At 60.6% G+C, this 18,339-nt stretch carries 14 protein-coding genes; 9 read left to right on the top strand and 5 right to left on the bottom strand.

Annotated features, from left to right (window positions below):
- Positions 1-16 precede the first annotated feature (16 nt).
- Positions 17-1,066 (bottom strand): DmpA family aminopeptidase, encoded by a 1,050-nt coding sequence (locus tag GAO09_RS09390; protein ID WP_153353756.1) that lies wholly within the window; start codon positions 1,064-1,066, stop codon positions 17-19.
- Between the two features lie 377 nt (positions 1,067-1,443).
- On the opposite strand from GAO09_RS09390, the gene GAO09_RS29630 reads away from it, so the two are divergent.
- The 5 genes from GAO09_RS29630 to GAO09_RS09365 all read left to right on the top strand — a co-directional run bounded on the left by GAO09_RS29630 (position 1,444) and on the right by GAO09_RS09365 (position 7,811).
- A complete protein-coding gene (locus tag GAO09_RS29630) occupies positions 1,444-1,785 on the top strand; it encodes a hypothetical protein (RefSeq protein ID WP_209018669.1) in 342 nt (113 codons plus the stop codon).
- Between the two features lie 99 nt (positions 1,786-1,884).
- Positions 1,885-3,099 (top strand): acetate/propionate family kinase, encoded by a 1,215-nt coding sequence (locus GAO09_RS09380; RefSeq protein WP_153353754.1) that lies wholly within the window; start codon positions 1,885-1,887, stop codon positions 3,097-3,099.
- A gap of 113 nt (positions 3,100-3,212) precedes the next feature.
- Entirely contained in the window at positions 3,213-5,354 is a 2,142-nt protein-coding gene (gene pta / locus GAO09_RS09375) for a phosphate acetyltransferase (RefSeq protein WP_153353753.1), read from the top strand.
- On the top strand, positions 5,351-6,253 hold the full coding sequence (locus tag GAO09_RS09370) for a formate/nitrite transporter family protein (RefSeq protein WP_153353752.1): 903 nt from the start codon (positions 5,351-5,353) through the stop codon (positions 6,251-6,253). Before pta ends, GAO09_RS09370 begins: the two co-directional genes overlap by 4 nt.
- A 355-nt stretch (positions 6,254-6,608) precedes the next feature.
- Complete coding sequence (locus GAO09_RS09365; RefSeq protein WP_153353751.1) at positions 6,609-7,811, top strand: M24 family metallopeptidase; 1,203 nt, start codon at positions 6,609-6,611, stop codon at positions 7,809-7,811.
- Positions 7,812-8,127: 316 nt separating this feature from the next.
- On the opposite strand, the gene GAO09_RS09360 is transcribed toward GAO09_RS09365, so the two are convergent.
- From GAO09_RS09360 to GAO09_RS09345, 4 genes are all read right to left on the bottom strand, one after another.
- The gene (locus GAO09_RS09360) at positions 8,128-9,372 is read right to left on the bottom strand and encodes an NAD(P)/FAD-dependent oxidoreductase (RefSeq protein WP_153353750.1); all 1,245 of its coding nucleotides are present in this window, start codon (positions 9,370-9,372) and stop codon (positions 8,128-8,130) included.
- A gap of 93 nt (positions 9,373-9,465) precedes the next feature.
- Positions 9,466-10,431: a dihydrodipicolinate synthase family protein gene (locus GAO09_RS09355; RefSeq protein ID WP_153353749.1), complete on the bottom strand. Its 966-nt coding sequence runs from the start codon at positions 10,429-10,431 to the stop codon at positions 9,466-9,468.
- A 105-nt stretch (positions 10,432-10,536) separates the two neighbouring features.
- Complete coding sequence (locus GAO09_RS09350) at positions 10,537-11,241, bottom strand: GntR family transcriptional regulator (RefSeq protein WP_153353748.1); 705 nt, start codon at positions 11,239-11,241, stop codon at positions 10,537-10,539.
- Between the two features lie 77 nt (positions 11,242-11,318).
- Entirely contained in the window at positions 11,319-11,993 is a 675-nt protein-coding gene (locus tag GAO09_RS09345; RefSeq protein WP_153353898.1) for a GntR family transcriptional regulator, read from the bottom strand.
- Positions 11,994-12,297: 304 nt separating this feature from the next.
- On the opposite strand from GAO09_RS09345, the gene GAO09_RS09340 reads away from it, so the two are divergent.
- The 4 genes from GAO09_RS09340 to GAO09_RS09325 are packed head-to-tail and all read left to right on the top strand — an operon-like array spanning position 12,298 to position 18,289.
- Positions 12,298-13,065 (top strand): LamB/YcsF family protein, encoded by a 768-nt coding sequence (locus tag GAO09_RS09340; protein WP_209018668.1) that lies wholly within the window; start codon positions 12,298-12,300, stop codon positions 13,063-13,065.
- Between the two features lie 6 nt (positions 13,066-13,071).
- Positions 13,072-14,712: a 5-oxoprolinase subunit PxpB gene (gene pxpB, locus GAO09_RS09335; protein WP_235938012.1), complete on the top strand. Its 1,641-nt coding sequence runs from the start codon at positions 13,072-13,074 to the stop codon at positions 14,710-14,712.
- On the top strand, positions 14,709-16,475 hold the full coding sequence (locus GAO09_RS09330) for an acetyl/propionyl/methylcrotonyl-CoA carboxylase subunit alpha (protein WP_153353747.1): 1,767 nt from the start codon (positions 14,709-14,711) through the stop codon (positions 16,473-16,475). Before pxpB ends, GAO09_RS09330 begins: the two co-directional genes overlap by 4 nt.
- The gene (locus GAO09_RS09325) at positions 16,472-18,289 is read left to right on the top strand and encodes an ABC transporter ATP-binding protein (protein ID WP_153353746.1); all 1,818 of its coding nucleotides are present in this window, start codon (positions 16,472-16,474) and stop codon (positions 18,287-18,289) included. Before GAO09_RS09330 ends, GAO09_RS09325 begins: the two co-directional genes overlap by 4 nt.
- Positions 18,290-18,339: the final 50 nt, after the last annotated feature.

The raw sequence follows: 18,339 nt of genomic DNA, 5'->3' as shown, positions 1-18,339 counted from the left end.
CTCCAGTCTTAAAGAATCAGCGGCGCTTCAAGGCGTCGAGCGAAATGGCATTGATGGTCGAGGGTTTGTCGGTGCCGGCGTTATAACCGTGCGTGGTCGTCGCCATCGTCATCGAGTTGATGATGGCCTCTTCGCTGGCTTCGATCACAGCTTCGAACAGCGGCGAAACGACATCGTTGGAAAGAACCGGATAGGCAGCGACCGCCTTGCGGCGCTCCGTCGTGCGACGCACGTCCTCGGCCGTGGAAAAGGCCAGCGCGTAATCGCCCGAACCATTGCTGAGTGCGGCACCCGTGCGCGCCAAACCGCCAAAACAGCGCTCGGCAAGGCGTTTCAGATTGCGCGAGCATAGCGGCGCATCGGTCGCGACGATCATCACGATCGAGCCATCCTTGTCATGCGCGCCTTCCGCTTCGTAGGGCTTGCCGGCTACAGTGAGCTTACCGCCATAGTTCGACTGCACCAATACACCGACCGAATAGGGCACACCGGCAACCGACACGACACGAGAACTCGTGCCGATCCCGCCCTTGAGGCCAAACGCCACAGTCCCGGTACCGGCGCCAACTGCGCCTTCTTCGACCGCGCCGGTCTTGGCGGCAGCCAATGCCTGCGACATTTCATCTACGGTAGGCCGCCCGGCGCGGATATCGTTCAGACGAGAATCGTTGGTTTCCCCAACAACGGCGTTGAGCGAAACAACGCGCTCGTTACCGGTCTGCGCCAGCGTATGGCGGTTGATCGCCTCGATGGCACGACCAACGCCCAGCGTGTTGGTCAGCAGAACCGGTGTCTCGATTTCACCGAGTTCAACGATCTGCGTCGAGCCGGCAAACTTTCCAAAGCCATTGAAAACGGCAAGCGCTGCCGGAACCTTGTCCTGAAAGACGTTGCCCCCATGCGGCAAAATAGCCGTAGCGCCGGTGCGTGTCCGCTCACCCTCGACGCAGGTCACATGGCCTACAGCAACGCCTGCGACATCGGTGATCGCGTTCAGCGCACCGGTGTCATAATGGCCGACAGAAATGCCGAGCGCACGCAGGCGCACGCGATTTTCGCTGCTCATCGGGTGGGTTCCAGTCTCGATTTCGGTGCAACCCTACTTGAGCGAAACCCCGACGGGCACAACAAAAACGGAATAGTTTCATACCGGCTTTGCAACAGCCGTACCGGCAGACCGACAAGACCGTTCTGCGGCATCAGCAATGCGGTGTGCCGATCATGCGCGAACGAATAAACATGATTTTTATACTCATATTAATTTGTTGATTACGGGGAACGTGATACCATTCGGCCTGACGGCGGGAGGGAGCCGTTGATCGTGATCAATGCCCGTGCCGGCCACGACGCTAACGTCACGAACGAAGCACACGGCAGGACGTTTCGGCGTCAAGCTGTGGTGGGGAGGAGCCTTGACCACGTGCCTTTGAAAGAGACAGACAGATGGGCATCCCTTCTTCCGACCGGCCTTTTTTGACCGACCCCTGCCTTCCGGGCGCCGCATATTGCCAACCGACAGACGACTGCGACGTTTTCGAAGACAGCGCCGCAAGTGAAACAGTTCCCGAAGCTTTTCTGGACTGGCGATGGGCCATGCCCATGACCGCGTTGTCGGCCTCCCCTCCCTTGAATGCAGCGGAGCAGCCCGCGTTCGATGCGATGCATGCCATCGCCGCGCTGGATGTCGAAGACAGTGTGGGTTTTGTCGAACTGGATGGCTTTCTGATCGACCAACAGATGGCCGACGCCGCCTTCGGTGCGGCGCTCACCGTCGCTGCAGCCTGACAGACGCTTGAAAAAAGCCCGGCGGCCAACATCTCACATCCATCGAGGCCGCCTCGTCGTTTCCACAGACCAAGAGATTATTTGACAAGGAAATTTTGCATGGCCGAAGCTCGTACGCATGTACTGGTTATCAATTGCGGCAGTTCGTCGCTGAAGTTCAGCCTGTTTGCCGGCACTGATCGGGCCGCCATTCTGTCGGGCCTGGCGGAAAATCTCGGCCAGCCGGAAAGCCGGCTGATCCTCAAGGAGAACGATGCCAAGGTAACCATTGCGCTCGACGGCGGCAGCCATGATACGGCACTGCGTCGGTTGATGGCGGACCTGCAGGAACGTGGCCTGCTCGATGCCATCGGCGCCGTCGGCCACCGGATCGTCCATGGCGGCGACCGGTTCGTGAAAGCCACCCGCCTCGATGCCGAGGTTCTCGCCGAAATCGATGCGCTGTCTTACCTCGCGCCGCTGCACAATCCGGCCAATGTGCTCGGCGTCAAGGTTGCCATGGAAGTGCTGGGCTGGGTGCCGCATGTCGCCGTGTTCGACACATCCTTCCACATGACTATTCCGCAATCGGCCCACACATACGCGATCCCGCAGGAATACCGTGACGCTGGCGTTCGCCGTTACGGCTTTCACGGCACCAGCCACGGTTTTGTTGCGAAGGAAGCGGTCGACCTGCTCGGTCTTGACCCGAAGGACCACGGCCTCGTCATCGCCCATCTCGGCAACGGCTCGTCCGCCACGGCCGTTCTCAACGGCGAAAGCGTCGACACCTCGATGGGCCTGACACCGCTTGAAGGCCTCGTCATGGGCACCCGCTCCGGTGATATCGATCCCGGCGCGATTTTCCATATCGCCCGTCAGGACAAGCAGTCGATCGACGATCTCGACACGCTTTTGAACCGCAAGAGTGGACTTCTCGGCCTCTCCGGCCTGTCCAACGATTGCCGCACGCTCGAAAGTGCAGCCGCCGAAGGTCATGAAGGCGCGATCCTTGCCATGGAAGTCATGGTTCATCGCCTCGCCCGGTATATCGGCGGTCTTGCCACCTCGCTGCCGCGTCTCGATGCGGTGGTCTTCACCGGCGGCATCGGCGAAAACTCCTCTTTCGTCCGTGCCAAAACCATCGCGCGGCTGGCAGCCCTCGGCATCAAGCTGGACGAAAACGCCAATGGCGGCATGTTCGGCGGCCGTTGCGGCGTCATCAGCGCTACGGCCGCCGGCCCGGCAGCCGCCGTGATCGCCACAAATGAGGAATGGGCCATCGCCAACGAGGCCCGCCCCTACATTGGCCAGGACATCCGCAAGGCTGGCTGAACCCCGCGTTTCACACAGTCGCAGCGCCCGCAACTTATGATGCGAGGGCGTCTGCAGCCCAACAATTTCCCGGCCATGCCGGAACGAAGAGACATATTGAAAGGCCAAAATTCATGACGGCACGTGTCATTTTCCTGGCGCCACTGGCGCAAGACGTCGGCCTCACCTCGGTCGCACTCGGTTTTGTTCGCGCACTCCAGCGTGACGGCCTGAAGGTCGGCTTCGTCAAGCCGATCGCGCAACCGACGGCGGGCGAACATCCGGGTTCCTCCATGAGAGCGACGGAAACCTCCAGCCATTTTGCCCGCACCTTGTGCCTGACCGAGGCCCCCGATCCGATTGCCTTCACCTATGCGGAAGATCTGCTGCGCAAGGGAGAGCTCGATCTGCTGCTGGAAGAGGTCGCCACCATGACCGAGGCCGTGCGCGCCGATCATGACGTGGTTGTCGTTGAAGGCCTCATTCCGTTTGCCGATCTGCAGATTGCACAGCGGCTGAATGTCGAGATCGCCCGCAGCCTCGGCGCCGAAGTGGTGCCCGTCATCAACGGCACCGACAATGACGGCAAGCGACTGACCGATGCCGTGGCACTCGCACGCCGCCAGTACATGCGCGAGGCAAACCGCCAGTTTGCCGGCCTTCTGGTCAACAAACTGCCGGAAAAGGCCAATCGCCAGGCCCTGACCGACGCGCTGACGGCGGCGGAAATGGGTGACAGCGAAATCATCGGCGCCATCCCCTACCGCCCCAGCCTCAATGCGCCGCGCCTTTCCGATCTCGTTTCCTCGCTCGACCTTCAGGTGGAACAGGGCGGCGATCTCGATGCCGTGCGTGTCCGCGAAATCGTCGTTGTCGCACGTTCCGTCGAAAACATGATCGACCGCCTGCTACCGATGACACTCGTCGTCATGCCCGGCGATCGCAGCGACGTCGCGCTTGCCACCGCCCTTGCGCATGAACGCGGCATCCCGATCGCCGGCATTCTGTTGACCTGCGGCGCCCAGCTTGCCCCGTCGATCGCCGATCTGATCACCTCCGCCGGCCACAACACCCTGCCGATCCTGTCGACGCAGGACGATACCTATGCCACCGCCTCGCGCCTGTCGCATCTGAGCTACCATGTCAGCCGCGACGATGGTGGCCATATGGAACAGGTGATCGAGTTCATCGCCGAACATATCGACACCCGTTCGCTGCGCCAGAAGATCGGCAAGCCGCATGAGGCACGCCTGTCGCCGCCACGTTTCCGCAACCAATTGATTGAGTTCTCCCGCCGCGCCAACAAGCGCATCGTGCTGCCGGAAGGTGAAGAGCCGCGCACATTGCAGGCCGCCGTCATCTGCCACCGCAAGCGCATCGCACGCTGCGTGCTGCTCGGCAATCCGGAAACCATCCACGCCATGGCCCGTGCCCAGAAACTCGATCTGCCCGCCGATCTCGAAATCGTCGATCCGCAGAGCGTTCGCGCAAATTACGTCGATGCCATGGTCGAGTTGCGCAAGTCGAAAGGCATGACACCTCCGCAGGCGATGGCGCAGCTGGAAGATACGGTCGTGCTCGGCACGATGATGCTGGCGATCGGTGAAGTCGACGGCCTCGTTTCCGGCGCCGTCCACACCACGGCAAGCACCGTTCGCCCTGCCTTGCAGCTGATCAAGACCGAACCGGGCCAGAGCATCGTCTCGTCCGTCTTCTTCATGCTGATGCCCGACCAGGTTCTCGTTTACGGCGACTGCGCCATCAATCCGAACCCCACAGCCGAACAACTAGCCGAAATCGCGCTGCAATCGTCCGACACCGCCCGCGCCTTCGGCATCGATCCGCGCGTCGCGATGATCTCCTATTCGACCGGCGCTTCCGGTACCGGCGGCGATGTCGACAAGGTGCGTGAAGCAACCCAGATCGCCCGCGCCAAGAACCCCGATCTGCTGATCGACGGCCCGATCCAGTATGATGCGGCAAGCGTCGAAAGCGTCGGCCGCTCCAAGGCACCGGAAAGCCCGGTCGCGGGCCGCGCCAATGTTTTTGTCTTCCCGGATCTCAACACCGGCAACACGACCTATAAGGCCGTGCAGCGCTCCGCCGATGTCGTCTCGGTCGGCCCGATGTTGCAGGGCCTGCGCAAGCCGGTCAACGATCTGTCGCGCGGCGCTCTTGTCGATGACATCGTCTTCACGATCGCGCTGACCGCCATCCAGGCGGATGCCCCGAAAATGATCGATGAGAAACCGCTAAAGAGTGCAGTCAACGCATGAGCGCGCTCGATCATCAGGACGAAAGCCTGAAGGAAACCAAATCCGCCATTCGCGGGCTTGATGCAGGCCTTATCCTCGCACCGCATGAAATTGCGGTCGAGGCCGAGGAAATGGGTGTCAAGAAAAGCAAAAGCGACACCATCACGCTTCTGGCACTGGCGATCCTCGCCGGTGCCTTCATCGGCCTCGGCGCGATGTTCGCGACCACGGTCGCATCGGGCGCCGATGGCATTCTGCCCTATGGCGTTACCCGTCTGCTCGCCGGTTTCAGCTTTTCGCTCGGTCTGGTTCTGGTGCTGATCGGCGGCGCCCAGCTTTTCACCGGCGATATGCTGATGGTGATGGCCTGGGCCAGTAAACGCATCAGCACCATCAAGATGATAAAAGTCTGGATCCTTGTCTGGATCGGCAATTTCATCGGCGCCGCCGGTGTGGCCGTGCTCGTCTTCCTGTCCGGCCATTACAAGTTCGGCGGCGGCGCAATCGGCATCGCAGCATTGCATTATGCCGAGGCGAAATCCGCACTGCCGCCGCTGGAAGCCTTTTCTCTCGGCATTCTTTGTAACATTCTCGTCTGCCTCGCCGTCTGGCTGACACTCGCGGGCCGCAGCGCCACCGACCGCATTCTGGCGATCGTGTTTCCGGTGACGGCCTTCGTTGCCGCCGGGTTCGAACACTGCGTCGCCAACATGTATTATTTCACCATCGGCCTGCTGATCCACTATGGCGGGGCGGAGAGCTTTCAGGCGATTGTCGCCGGTCATACCGCACCGATCCCGCTCAGTGGAATAGCCATGAACCTTTTCGTCGTCACGCTCGGCAACTGGGTGGGCGGATCGCTGCTGGTGGGCGGCATCTACTGGCTGATCTACCGGCGACCAAAACGGCTGGCCAAATAAGAGAACTTGTCTCGACCCTACCAGACGCCCGCGATATCGCGGGCGTTTCGGTTGCAGGCCAAAGCCGCGCGCCTCTCCGTGGTCACCATGCCCCCTACCTCTCCGTCGTCATCCTCGGCCTTGAGCCGAGGATCCATGCCGCACCCACTGAGCGCCGAGCTTCGGAGCCTCGGGTTAGGCCCGAGGAGGACGAAACATTGAGACTCACGGCCATCGTCAAGCAGCGGAAATCGGCGATCATCCTAGCACAAAACTTGCGACGCAACGGCTCGATCGTGTTAGGTGAAACACAATCGCGAATGCACACAAAACCGTTCGCGCCATAGTGAAATCCCATGATCAGGCAGAGCCCCGCATGAGCGCCCCCGTCTACAAATCCTTCGAACAATCGCTGTCCGAATTCGAAAACATCGCAGCAGCCGTTGCCCCCATTTCCACGCCGGAACTCGCCGCGCGCATCGCAAAACTGCAGGGCCTGATGCTTGAGGCCAATGTGAAGGCTGTCTATCTCGATACCTCGACCAGCCTCACCTATTTCACCGGTATCACGCTCGGTGCCAGCGAACGCCTGCACGGCGCCATCATCCCCTCTTCCGGTACGCCGATCTATATCAGCCCGGCCTTCGAGGAACCGAAGACCGTCACGCTGATCCGCATCGAAGGCACGATTGCCTGCTGGGAAGAACACGAAGACCCGGCCCTTCTCGTCGCCGACCTGATCTGCGGCCTTGAAGCCGAGGGCGATACACTGGCCTTCGATCCGGCAACACCCTTCACCTTCTTCACCCCGATCGCGGCCCATATCGGCGCACGCCTGAAAACCATCGGCGCCAAAAACCTGATCGCTGCCTGCCGCCAGATCAAGTCGGCCACCGAGATCGCCATCATCCAGACCGCCATGACCGCCAGCCTGCGCGTCCACAAGGCGGTGTGGGAAGGTCTTTACGAGGGCATCTCAACCACGGAAATCACCGATTTCATCCAGGCCGCCCATGCCAAACTCGGCATGCGCCACGTATTCGCCGCCGCCCAGTTCGGCGAGGCGACCGCCTATCCGCACGGCGTGCCTTACGCCCAGACGCTGAAAAAAGACGACATGGTGCTGATCGACCTCGGAGGCCATATCCATCGCTACAATTCGGATATCACCCGCACCTACATTTTTGGCACGCCGACCGAACGGCAGCGCGAATTGTGGGCACTGGAGAAAAAGGCCCACCGCGCCGGTTTCGAGGCAGCACAAATCGGCACCCCCTGCGAAGACGTCGATGCCGCCGCGCGCAAAGTGCTGACCGAAGCCGGTTACGGCCCGGATTACCAAGTCCCCGGCCTGCCGCACCGCACCGGTCACGGTCTGGGCATGGATCTGCACGAAGACCCATATATCGTGCGTGGCAACACCACCAAACTCGAACCCGGCATGGTGTTTTCCGACGAACCGATGCTCTGCGTTTACGGCGAATGCGGCGTGCGTCTGGAAGACATCATCTACATGTCGGATACCGGCCCGGTGTTCTTCACTGAACCGGCCCATTCGATTGAAAAGCCGTTTGGCTAAAACCTTTGGTTCGCCTTGTATTTCGTCATCCGGCCTTGTGCCGGCATGACGAAGAAGAAGAGTGTGCGGCCCAGAAAAACAAGCCCCTCACTTGCGATTTCTAACACTTAGCCTTTGGCTAAGATGTTGAAATCGCTTTCTCTCCCTCAAGGGGAGAGATAACGGTGCTGAACCCTCGACGCCCTCCCTCTCCCCTTGCGGGAGAGGATAGCAAGTCCGCGTGAGGCGAAGCCGAGCGCTGGACGCGCTTGGTGAGGGGTAACCGCCAGGCACGGATTCCGTTTTCTTTCCTGAGCGACTGCCGCCACCCAGAAACTCAGCCGAAGCGTTGTGGCGAGAAGGCGGCGACATCGATCACCGTTTTCTGTCCCGTCAGCATATCGGCCACGATCCGCGCCGTACCCGCTGACTGGGTCAGCCCGAGATGGCCGTGGCCAAAAGCATAAACCACATTGGGCGTGGCCTTCGCACGGCCGATCGCCGGCAGGCTGTCCGGCAGTGACGGGCGAAAGCCCATCCACTGGGTGCCGCCATCGGCCTTGAGGCCAGGCAGAAAGGTTTGCGCCTTTTTCAGCATGGCTTCCGAGCGCTTGAAATTCGGCGGCAGGTCCAGTCCTCCGAGCTCAACGGCGCCGCCAACACGGATGCCACTGGTCAGACGCGTGACGACAAAACCATGGCCGCCGAATGTGACCTGCATGCGCAGATCGAAGGCATCGGCGGGCAAGGTGGTGTTGTAACCACGCTCCGTTTCCAGCGGAATGTTTTCACCCAGCGTCTTCGCGATACGGTGTGAAAAGGCACCGGCGGACAGGACGACTTTTGCGGCACTCCTCTTGCCGCCATCCGTTGTCAGGATGTCGACGCCATCGCTGACTGGCCGCAGTGCCTTGACCTCGGTTATCTCGATTGAGCCACCGAGCGCGGAAAAATGCTCGGCAAGCGCCAGCGTGTAGAGCTTTGGATCGGCAATCGAATACCAGCCCGGCGTGAACGTGCCGCGAATGAAACGCGGCGCCAGCCCCGGCTGAAGGCTTGCCATTTCGGCGGCATCCACATGGCGGAACTCGATGCCGTGTTTTTTGCGCGCGTCCCAACCCGGCAGCGATGCCTGAAACTCGGCATCGCTTTCATAAACCTGCAGATTGCCGTCCTTGCGCAACATCGGCAGCGTGCCGGTTGCCGACAGAAAGACTTCCAGCTCGGCCTTTGAAAGATCCATCAGCGATGTCTGGGCGCTGGTGGAATGGGCCACACGCGATGGCTGGCAGGCGCGCCAGAATTTTAGCATCCACGGCGCGATCTGCAGGGCATAAGCCGGCGGAATGCTGAGCGGCCCGAGCGGATCAAGCAGCCACTTTGGTGCCTTTTTCAGAATGCCTGGAGAGGCGAGCGGCAGGATATCGGTAAAGGCAAAGGCACCCGCATTGCCGGCGGAAGCGCCGGCGGCCGGGCCTTCGCGATCGATGACGGTAACTTCCAAACCCCGCATCTTCGCGGCGATGGCAATCGACAGTCCGACCACGCCTGCGCCGATGACGACAACATCCGACCTGCTCATGTTCCCAAAACTTTCCGGCGGCCTTTGTGGCTCGCTCTTGATCCCCGTCCCCAAAAGAAAAGCCCTCCGCACGGAGGGCTTTTCATATCAAAATCAGGATGCCTTGGCACTCTGAACTGCACCCGGCAGCTTGCTCCAGTCGGCATACCAGTTGTCGAAGAGCGCAAGCTGCGTCTCGACATAACCGCGCTGGCTGTCGGAAAGGACGTCGGTCTCGATGAAGTTGAGCGCGTATTCTGCATCACCCTTCAGCACCATCATGTGCTTGAAATAGAGAACCAGATCCGGACCTTCATCGAAGGAGGAGAGCACACCGAGTGCCTCTTCCAGTTCCTTGGCGCGGACGCGGGCATCCGCATCGCCCTTGGCGGCTGCGATGGCGAGATTGCACAGATGCAGCACTTCCTTCGGCAGCACATTGCCGATGCCGGTGATTGCGCCGGTCGCGCCGCAATTGACATAACCGTGGTAGACAGCGGTATCGACACCGATCATCAGCGTGACATTGTCATCACGGCTGGTGATGTTTTCCGCGGCATAACGCATATCGTTCGGGCCGCCGAATTCCTTGAAACCAACAAGGTTCGGATGTTCGGCGCGCAGAGCAAAAAACAGGTCGGCGCGCGTGGCGAAACCGTAATAGGGGCTGTTGTAGATAACGGCCGGAAGGTCCGGAGCCGCCGACAGGATCGCCTTGAAATGCGCCTTCTGGGCCGAAATGACCGAGCCACGCGACAGAACGCGCGGAATGACCATCAGACCTTGCGCGCCCACCTTCTGGGCATGCGCAGCAAGTGCCACGGCAGACGCGGAATTGATGGCGCCGGTGCCGACGATGACCGGAATGCCGGCCTTTACCAGACGCTCGACACCTTCCATGCGCTGCGCATCTGTCAGCAGCGGCCAATCACCCATCGATCCGCAATAAACGACCGCCGACATGCCGGCTTCGATCAGCTGCTTGGCTTTGGAAACCAGCGCATCGAAATCCGGCGTGCGGTCCGCCTTGCAGGGGGTCATCAGCGCCGGCACGACGCCGGAAAAAATGTTTGCGGCCATTCCAGAACTCCTCGATCTTTTCAGGCGGGCAGAAAGCCTCCCGCGCTTCTGAAAACGGAGAATACTCTTTCTGATTTTCTTGTCGACAAGAAAAATACAATATTTTTAGAGTTCGATATCCTGCCGTTCGTGGCGCGTCAGAAGCCGGCCGATCTGCTCGACGATCTGCTCGCCATGCGCCTTGCCAAGCCTGTCGGCAGCGTCGACATCCCGCGCCGCAATGGCAGCGATGATTTCCTCGTGTTCATCGACAAAACGGTTCGGCAACCGGTCCTCATAGGATTGATAATAAAGCCGCAACATGCGCCGCCCTTCGCCGAGAAGACGATCGAAAAAACCGGCATAATAGGCGTTGCGACCGGCCGCAGCGATTGCCGAATGAAAGGCGGCATTTGTGGCGATCATCGCCAGTGCATCCTGCGAGCGGACGGCATCGCTGAACTCGGCCTGATGAGCACGGATGTTTTCGAGATCTTCCGGCCGGTGATGTTGGGCCGCCAGCCGGGTGGTGACACGATACATCAGCACCAGCGCGTCGAAATAGGCGTGCATGCCGAGGAAATCGATATTCGACACCATGGTCGAGCGATTGGGCAGGGTCTCGATCAACCCCTCACTGACCAGCCGCACAAGCGCCTCGCGGATCGGCGTGCGCGACATGCCGAAACGTGCGGCGAGCGCAACCTCGTCGATGGCGCTTCCCGGCGCCAGTTTGAGATCGAGGATTTCATCGCGCAAAAGGTCGTAGACCAGTTTTACGCCGGAACCTCGCTTGCGCTCCAACGTCTGTTCTGGGTCGGAATCGGCCATGAGGGAATCTCCTTGTCGACATGATGTCTTCTGCCATTAGCGCATTGGCAAGAGCACGTCAGCCGGACAAAGGATATTCAGGTCTCGGACGTTACCCGCGCATAGGCGCCAAGAATGAAACGTTCCGCTCTCAGAAGATAGGCTTCCAGCATTTCGGCGGCACCCGTTGCGTTGCCGGCCTCAAGCGCCGTCACGATTTCGAGATTTTCGTCGATGAAGGGACCATGCAGAAATTCGGGGTCTTTCAGCAGGCCGAAAACGAGGCGCAGCTCCAGAGCAATCTGCGCGTAAAAGCTGGCCATGCGCGGACTGTCGGACAATTCGACGATGGCGGCGTGAAAAGCGATATCGGCACTGCCGACGCCAAGCCAATCCTTGGCTTCACGGCAACGGCGCGCCTCTTCCACGGCATCGCGCATGCGGGTCACGCCGGGATGACGCGGATGCGCATGGGCGAGTGCCGGACATTCGATAAAACGCCGCACCCGATAGATGTCGATGATCGTCGTCATGCTCGGCGTGGAAACGAACACGCCGCGATTGGCTTCGTAACGCAGCAGACCTTCCTTGGTGAGCATGCGAAACACTTCGCGCAGCGTATTGCGCGAAACCTGCAATTCTTCGCTCAGCGTCTGTTCGGAGAGATGGCTGCCGGGTGTCAGCCGCCCTGAAATCACCTGTTCACGGATACGCGCCGCGACGGTTTCGGCCAGCGTCTGCACCTGTTCGGTCGCACGCGAGCCGGCCTGCATCCGGCCATCGGTCGAGGCGGAGGCTTTCGCGCCCTCTACCTGTGGTTTGCGTGCAGCCAAGCCGTTCCCCTTTGTCTGCGAACCAGATTCCATCATCCCGGTAGAACGCCAAGACCGCCTTCACAAGAGGAATGACGCGGAAGGTGTGCTGCCACACGAATAAAACCGTGCAAAAAATTAATCACGCTCACTTTATGAGCATTTGACGCTTTGTAGGGCAATACATAAAAATTGTTCAACACTATGGACAGCATTGTTCTCCTTTGTTAGCTTTTGTTCAGAATAAGGCGAGGGAAGAGCGTTCATGATGAACATCGACATCAACAGCGACCTAGGCGAAAGTTTTGGTGCGTGGAAGATGGGCGATGATTCCGCCATGCTCGATATCGTCAGCAGCGCCAATGTGGCCTGCGGTTTTCATGCGGGTGATCCTGCCGGCATTCTCAAGACATTGAAGGCCGCAGCCGAGCGCGGCGTCGCCATCGGCGCCCATGTCGGTTATCGCGACCTTGCCGGTTTCGGCCGCCGCAACATGGACCCGACAAGCGAAGAACTGATCGGCGACGTGATCTACCAGATCGGCGCTCTGCAGGGTCTTGCAAAGGCCGCCGGCACCCGCGTCACCTATGTGAAGCCGCATGGCGCGCTCTACAACACGATTGCCATCGACAAGCGCCAGGGCAAGGATGTCATCGACGCTATTCTCGCCATCGACCCGTCGCTGGTACTGATGGCGCTTGCCGGCTCGCAACTTGTCGAACAGGCCCGAGCCGCCAGCCTCACCGTCGTCACCGAGGCTTTTGCCGACCGCGCCTATACACCGGAAGGCAATCTCGTTTCCCGTCGCGAAAAGGGTTCCGTCCTGCACGATCCCGAGCTGATTGCCGAACGCATGGTGCGCATGGTCAAGGAAGGCGTGATCGAGGCAATCGACGGCACGCTCACCAAGGTCGATGCGCAGTCGATCTGCGTGCATGGCGACAGCGAAGGGGCCGTCGCCATGGCCAAGCGTCTGCGTGAAAAATTCGAGCAGTCCGGCCTGACCATCCGCTCCTTTACCGCGACGGCCTGAACCATCATGCAGTCCGTCGCCCTCACCTCCTCCCGAGACACGTCGATGCGTATCCTGCCGGTGCGCGGTGACTGCATTCTCGTGGAACTCGCCGATCTCGGCGAGGCGCTGGCTTTGTTCGAGGCGCTGGAAAACAACCCGGTCGAGGGCATCACCGAAATCATCCCGGCGGCGCGCACGCTGCTCGTCTCCTTCGATCCATACACGATTTCCGATGAGGCGCTTGTCGCAGCCGTCTCGGCTTTTGCCGGTGGCGAACGCAAGGCGGCATCCGGCGCACTGGTGGAAATTCCGGTTCGTTACGATGGCGAGGATCTGGCCGAGGTTGCCGGCATTCTCGGCATGAGCATCGATGACGTGATCCACCTACATGGCGAAAGCGATTATGTCGCCGCCTTTACGGGTTTTGCGCCGGGCTTTGCCTATCTCTCGGGCGGCGATCCGCGCCTCACCGTGCCGCGCCGCAAATCACCGCGCACAAAAGTTCCGGCCGGTGCCGTGGGGCTTGCCGGCGAATTCAGCGGCATCTATCCGAAAACCAGCCCCGGTGGCTGGCAGCTGATCGGCACGACGCCGCTCGCCATGTTCGATATCGACCGCACGCCCGCTTCGCTGCTGCAGCCGGGCAGCCGCATCAAATTCCGCGATATGGCGAAGGATGCGGCGTATGAGATTCTGCCGTCTGGCAAGGTCGCTGAAAAGCCTTTGATAGCCAGCGTAGAAGATGCCGCTTCGGCAATCGAGATCATCTCCGTCGGCCTCCCGGTCGTCTTTCAGGATTTGGGTCGCGCCGGACAGGCCAGCCAGGGTATCAGTGTTTCCGGCGCTGCCGACCGCGCAAGTTTCAAGGCCGCCAACCGTCTTGTCGGTAATCCGGTCAACATCCCAGGACTCGAGATCTCTCTTGGCGGCCTCAGCTTTCGCATGCGCGGACAAGGTGTGATGGCAGTGACGGGCGCCACAACTCCGATTACCATTACCGGCGCCAACGGCACGAAAATTTCCGCTGCGCATCACAGCGCGATCGCACTCGATGACGGCGATGTGGTGTCTCTCGACGCGGCAGCAGCCGGCATGCGCTCTTATCTGGCACTGCGTGGCTGTTTCGATATCGCGCCGGTCCTCGGAAGCGTTGCGACGGATACGCTTGCGCAGATCGGCCCCGCAGCACTTGTTGCCGGCGATGTCGTTGCCATTCTGCCCGCACCGGCTAATGCACTGGTTTCATGGGAAGAACCCGCCTTTGCCATGCCGGCTGCCACCGAAACCGTCGTGCTCGACGTGGTCATGGGGCCGCGCACCGACTGGTTCACCGAGGCCGCCGTCGAAAGCTTTTTCGCCCAGGAATGGTCGGTCACACCGCAATCCAACCGCGTCGGCATCCGCCTGTCGGGTGATGCGCTGGAACGTTCCAACCACGGGGAATTGCCAAGCGAGGCCACCGTTCGCGGTGCGCTGCAGGTTCCGGCCAGTGGCCAGCCCGTGCTGTTCCTCGCCGACCATCCGCTGACCGGCGGTTATCCGGTCATCGCCAATGTCGCCGGTCATCATCTTGATCTCGCCGGCCAGATACCGGTCGGCGCAAAAATCCGTTTCAACGCGATCACCAGCTTCGCGCCCCGTTTCATTCCAGGAAAATGCCCATGAAAAAGGTTCTGATAGCAAACCGCGGCGAGATCGCGGTGCGGATCATCCGGGCCTGCAAGGATTACGGCCCGACCTCGGTCGCCGTTTACGCCGATGCCGATGCCGACGCGCTGTTCGTCACGCTGGCCGACGAAGCCTATGCGCTGCACGGCGTGACGGCCAAGGACAGCTATCTCGATATCGACAAGCTGATTGCCATTGCCAAGCGTTCCGGTGCCGATGCCGTGCATCCCGGCTACGGTTTTCTGTCGGAACGCAGTGAATTTGCGCAGGCCGTCATCGATGCCGGCCTCATCTGGATCGGTCCCGATCCGCAGGTTATCGAAGCGCTCGGCGACAAGCTGAAGGCGCGCGCAATTGCCCAGAAGGTTGGCGCACCTCTGGTTGCCGGTTCCGATGGCGCGATTTCCTCGCCCGCCGAGGCGCTGGCTTTCGCCAAAAAATTCGGCCTGCCGATCGCTATCAAGGCGGCGCATGGCGGCGGCGGACGCGGCCTGAAGATCGCGCGCGAACTCGGCGAAGTCGAAGAACTGTTTTCATCGGCCACGCGTGAAGCGGTGGCCGCCTTTGGTCGCGGCGAATGTTATGTCGAGCAGTTTCTCGACCGCCCGCGGCATATCGAGGCGCAGGTGCTGGCGGACCGTCTCGGCAATGTTCTGGTGGTGGGGACCCGTGATTGCTCTTTGCAGCGTCGCAACCAGAAACTTGTCGAGGAAGCACCTGCGCCTTTTCTCTCCGATGAACAGCGCGAAAAGATTCATTCTGCCGCTCGCGATATCTGCGCTGAAGCCGGTTACACCGGCGCCGGGACGGTGGAGTTTCTGCTCAGCGCCGATGGCGTGATCTCCTTCCTCGAGGTCAACACCCGCTTGCAGGTGGAACACCCGGTGACGGAAGAGACCACGGGACTCGACCTCGTCATCGAACAGTTCCGTATCGCTGAAGGCCTGCCCATCAGCGTGACGGAGATGCCGGAACCGCGCGGCCATGCGATCGAGTTCCGCATCAACATGGAAGATCCCGGCCGAGGCTTCCTGCCGTCCGCCGGCCAGATTTCTGCGTTTACCGCGCCATCTGGCCCCGGTGTACGTCTGGATTCCGGCGTCGTCACCGGCTCCACCATTCCGCCGATGTTCGACTCTTTGTCGGCCAAGCTGATCGTCTGGGGCGCCACCCGCGAACAGGCGATTGCCCGCGCCCGCCGTGCACTGGATGAGTTTGTGATCGAGGGCGTGCCGTCCGTCCTGCCCTTCCATCGTGCCGTCGTCGCGCATGATGATTTCGCCACGGATTTCCGCGTTCACACGCGCTGGATCGAAACCGATTTTGCCGAGACGCTAGACGCCGCCAGCCGTCCCGCTCCTACAGCTACCGCCGACCTTCTGCGCGGCCAGATCGAAATCGACGGCAAGCGTGTGGAAATCGGCATTCCCGATGCATTCCTGCGTTTGCTGGGGCCGCTTTCAGCAGCCTCGAACAGCGACGCGAAGAGCGAAGAGAAGGATGCCGGTGCGGTGACAGCACCCGTGCCCGGTCTTCTCGTTCACTGGAATGTTTCCGATGGCGCTATTGTAGAAAAAGGTGAAGTTCTGGCAATGATGGATGTGATGAAGATGGAAACGGCGGTTACAGCACCGGTTTCCGGCACCATCACCATCCTTGCGGAAGCCGGTTCCTCACTGACGGCAGGCGCCGTCATCGCCCGCATCGATAGCGGCAAAGACTCAACGACCGAACAGGCCAAGCCGGAGACACGCACATGAGCGAAACCATCAAGCCGCTTCTGTCGGTCGAAAATCTGAGCGTCGAATTCGGTTCGAGCCGTGTGGTCGATGACCTGTCCTTCACGGTAGAGGCCGGCAAGACGGTGGCCGTCGTCGGCGAATCCGGTTCCGGCAAGTCGGTCACCTCGCTGTCCACCATGCGGCTTGCCGACATGATGGGCGCGAAATACGCGACCGGCCGCATCATGTTCAACGACAAGGACCTGCTGAAGACATCCCAAAAAGAGATGCGGTCGATCCGCGGCAAGGAGATCGCCATGATCTTCCAGGAGCCGATGACCTCGCTCAACCCGGTCTTCACCATCGGCGACCAGATCTGCGAAGTTCTGATGCTGCACGAAAAGCTCGGCAAGTCCGCAGCAATGACGGAAGCCGGTCGGTTGCTCGACATGGTGCGTCTGCCGGATTCAGCGGAGCTTCTGCACCGCTTTCCGCACCAGCTTTCCGGTGGCATGCGCCAGCGCGTGATGATCGCCATGGCACTTGCCTGCCGCCCGAAACTGCTGATCGCAGACGAGCCGACCACGGCGCTCGACGTGACCATTCAGGCGCAGATCCTCAACATCATGCGCGACCTGCAGAAGACGCTCGGCATGGGCATGGTGTTCATCACGCATGACATGGGCGTGGTTGCCGAAATGGCCGACCATGTCGTCGTCATGTGGAAGGGCAAAAAGGTCGAGGAAGGTCCGGTGGGCGAAATTTTTGCCAACCCGCAGCATCCCTATACCCGCACCCTGCTCTCGGCTGTGCCGAAACTTGGCAGCATGACCGGCGAAGAGTTTCCGAAGCGCATGCCGCTGACCGTTCTTCAGGATGGCGAACCGACTGTGGTCGGCGAGGAGCGCGTGCAGGATACCGCGAAATACGACGAAAAACCGCTTCTGTCGGTCAAGGACCTGCTGGTCCGCTTCGATATCAAGAAAACGCTTTTCGGCACGACCACACATCGGCTTAGCGCCGTCCAGAACGTCAGCTTTGACATTCACCCCGGCGAAACGCTGGCGCTGGTGGGCGAGAGCGGTTCGGGCAAATCCACCATCGGCCGCACGATCCAGCAACTGCAATCCTCCATGGGTGGCGAAATCGCCTTCAACGGCCGCAGCTATTCATCCATGTCTGCCGCCGAGCGTTTTCGCATGCGCCAGGAAGTGCAGTATATCTTTCAGGACCCGTTTGCCTCGCTCGATCCGCGCAAAACGGTCGGGTTTTCCATCGCCGAGCCGATCAACACCCACTCGCTGATCAACGACCGCAAGGCCGTCCAGCGCCGCGTCGATGAACTGCTGGAGCGTGTCGGTCTTTCTTCGGATGTTGCGTCACGTTACCCGCACGAGTTCTCCGGTGGCCAGCGTCAGCGCGTCTGCATTGCGCGCGCACTTGCTTCCGACCCGAAGCTTATCATTGCCGACGAGGCGCTGTCGGCACTCGACGTGTCGATCCAGGCGCAGATCATCAATCTGTTCATGGACCTGCAGGCCGAACGTGGTCTCGCCTATCTGTTCATCAGCCACGATATGGCAGTGGTCGAGAAGATGAGCCACCGCGTCGCCGTACTTTATCTCGGGCAGATCATGGAAATGGGCTCGCGCGCCCAAGTCTTCGAAACGCCAAGCCATGATTACACGCGCCGTCTTCTGTCCGCTGTACCGGTCGCTGATCCGACAGCACCACGCAACACGGCGCTGATCGAGGGCGAAATTCCGAACCCCGTCCGTCGCGTCGGCGACGAGCCACCTATCCTCGTCCATGAGGAAATCAATCCGGGCCACTTCGTTGCGAAGAGCGCCTGAGACACCTGCGTCATAAACCGCGAAACAATCGCAAGCATCTGAAGAGGAAC

Source organism: Endobacterium cereale (assembly GCF_009617585.1).
Lineage (GTDB): Bacteria > Pseudomonadota > Alphaproteobacteria > Rhizobiales > Rhizobiaceae > Neorhizobium > Neorhizobium cereale.
Note: the sequence above shows the minus strand (reverse complement) of the source record. Positions and strands in the feature narration are given on the sequence as shown.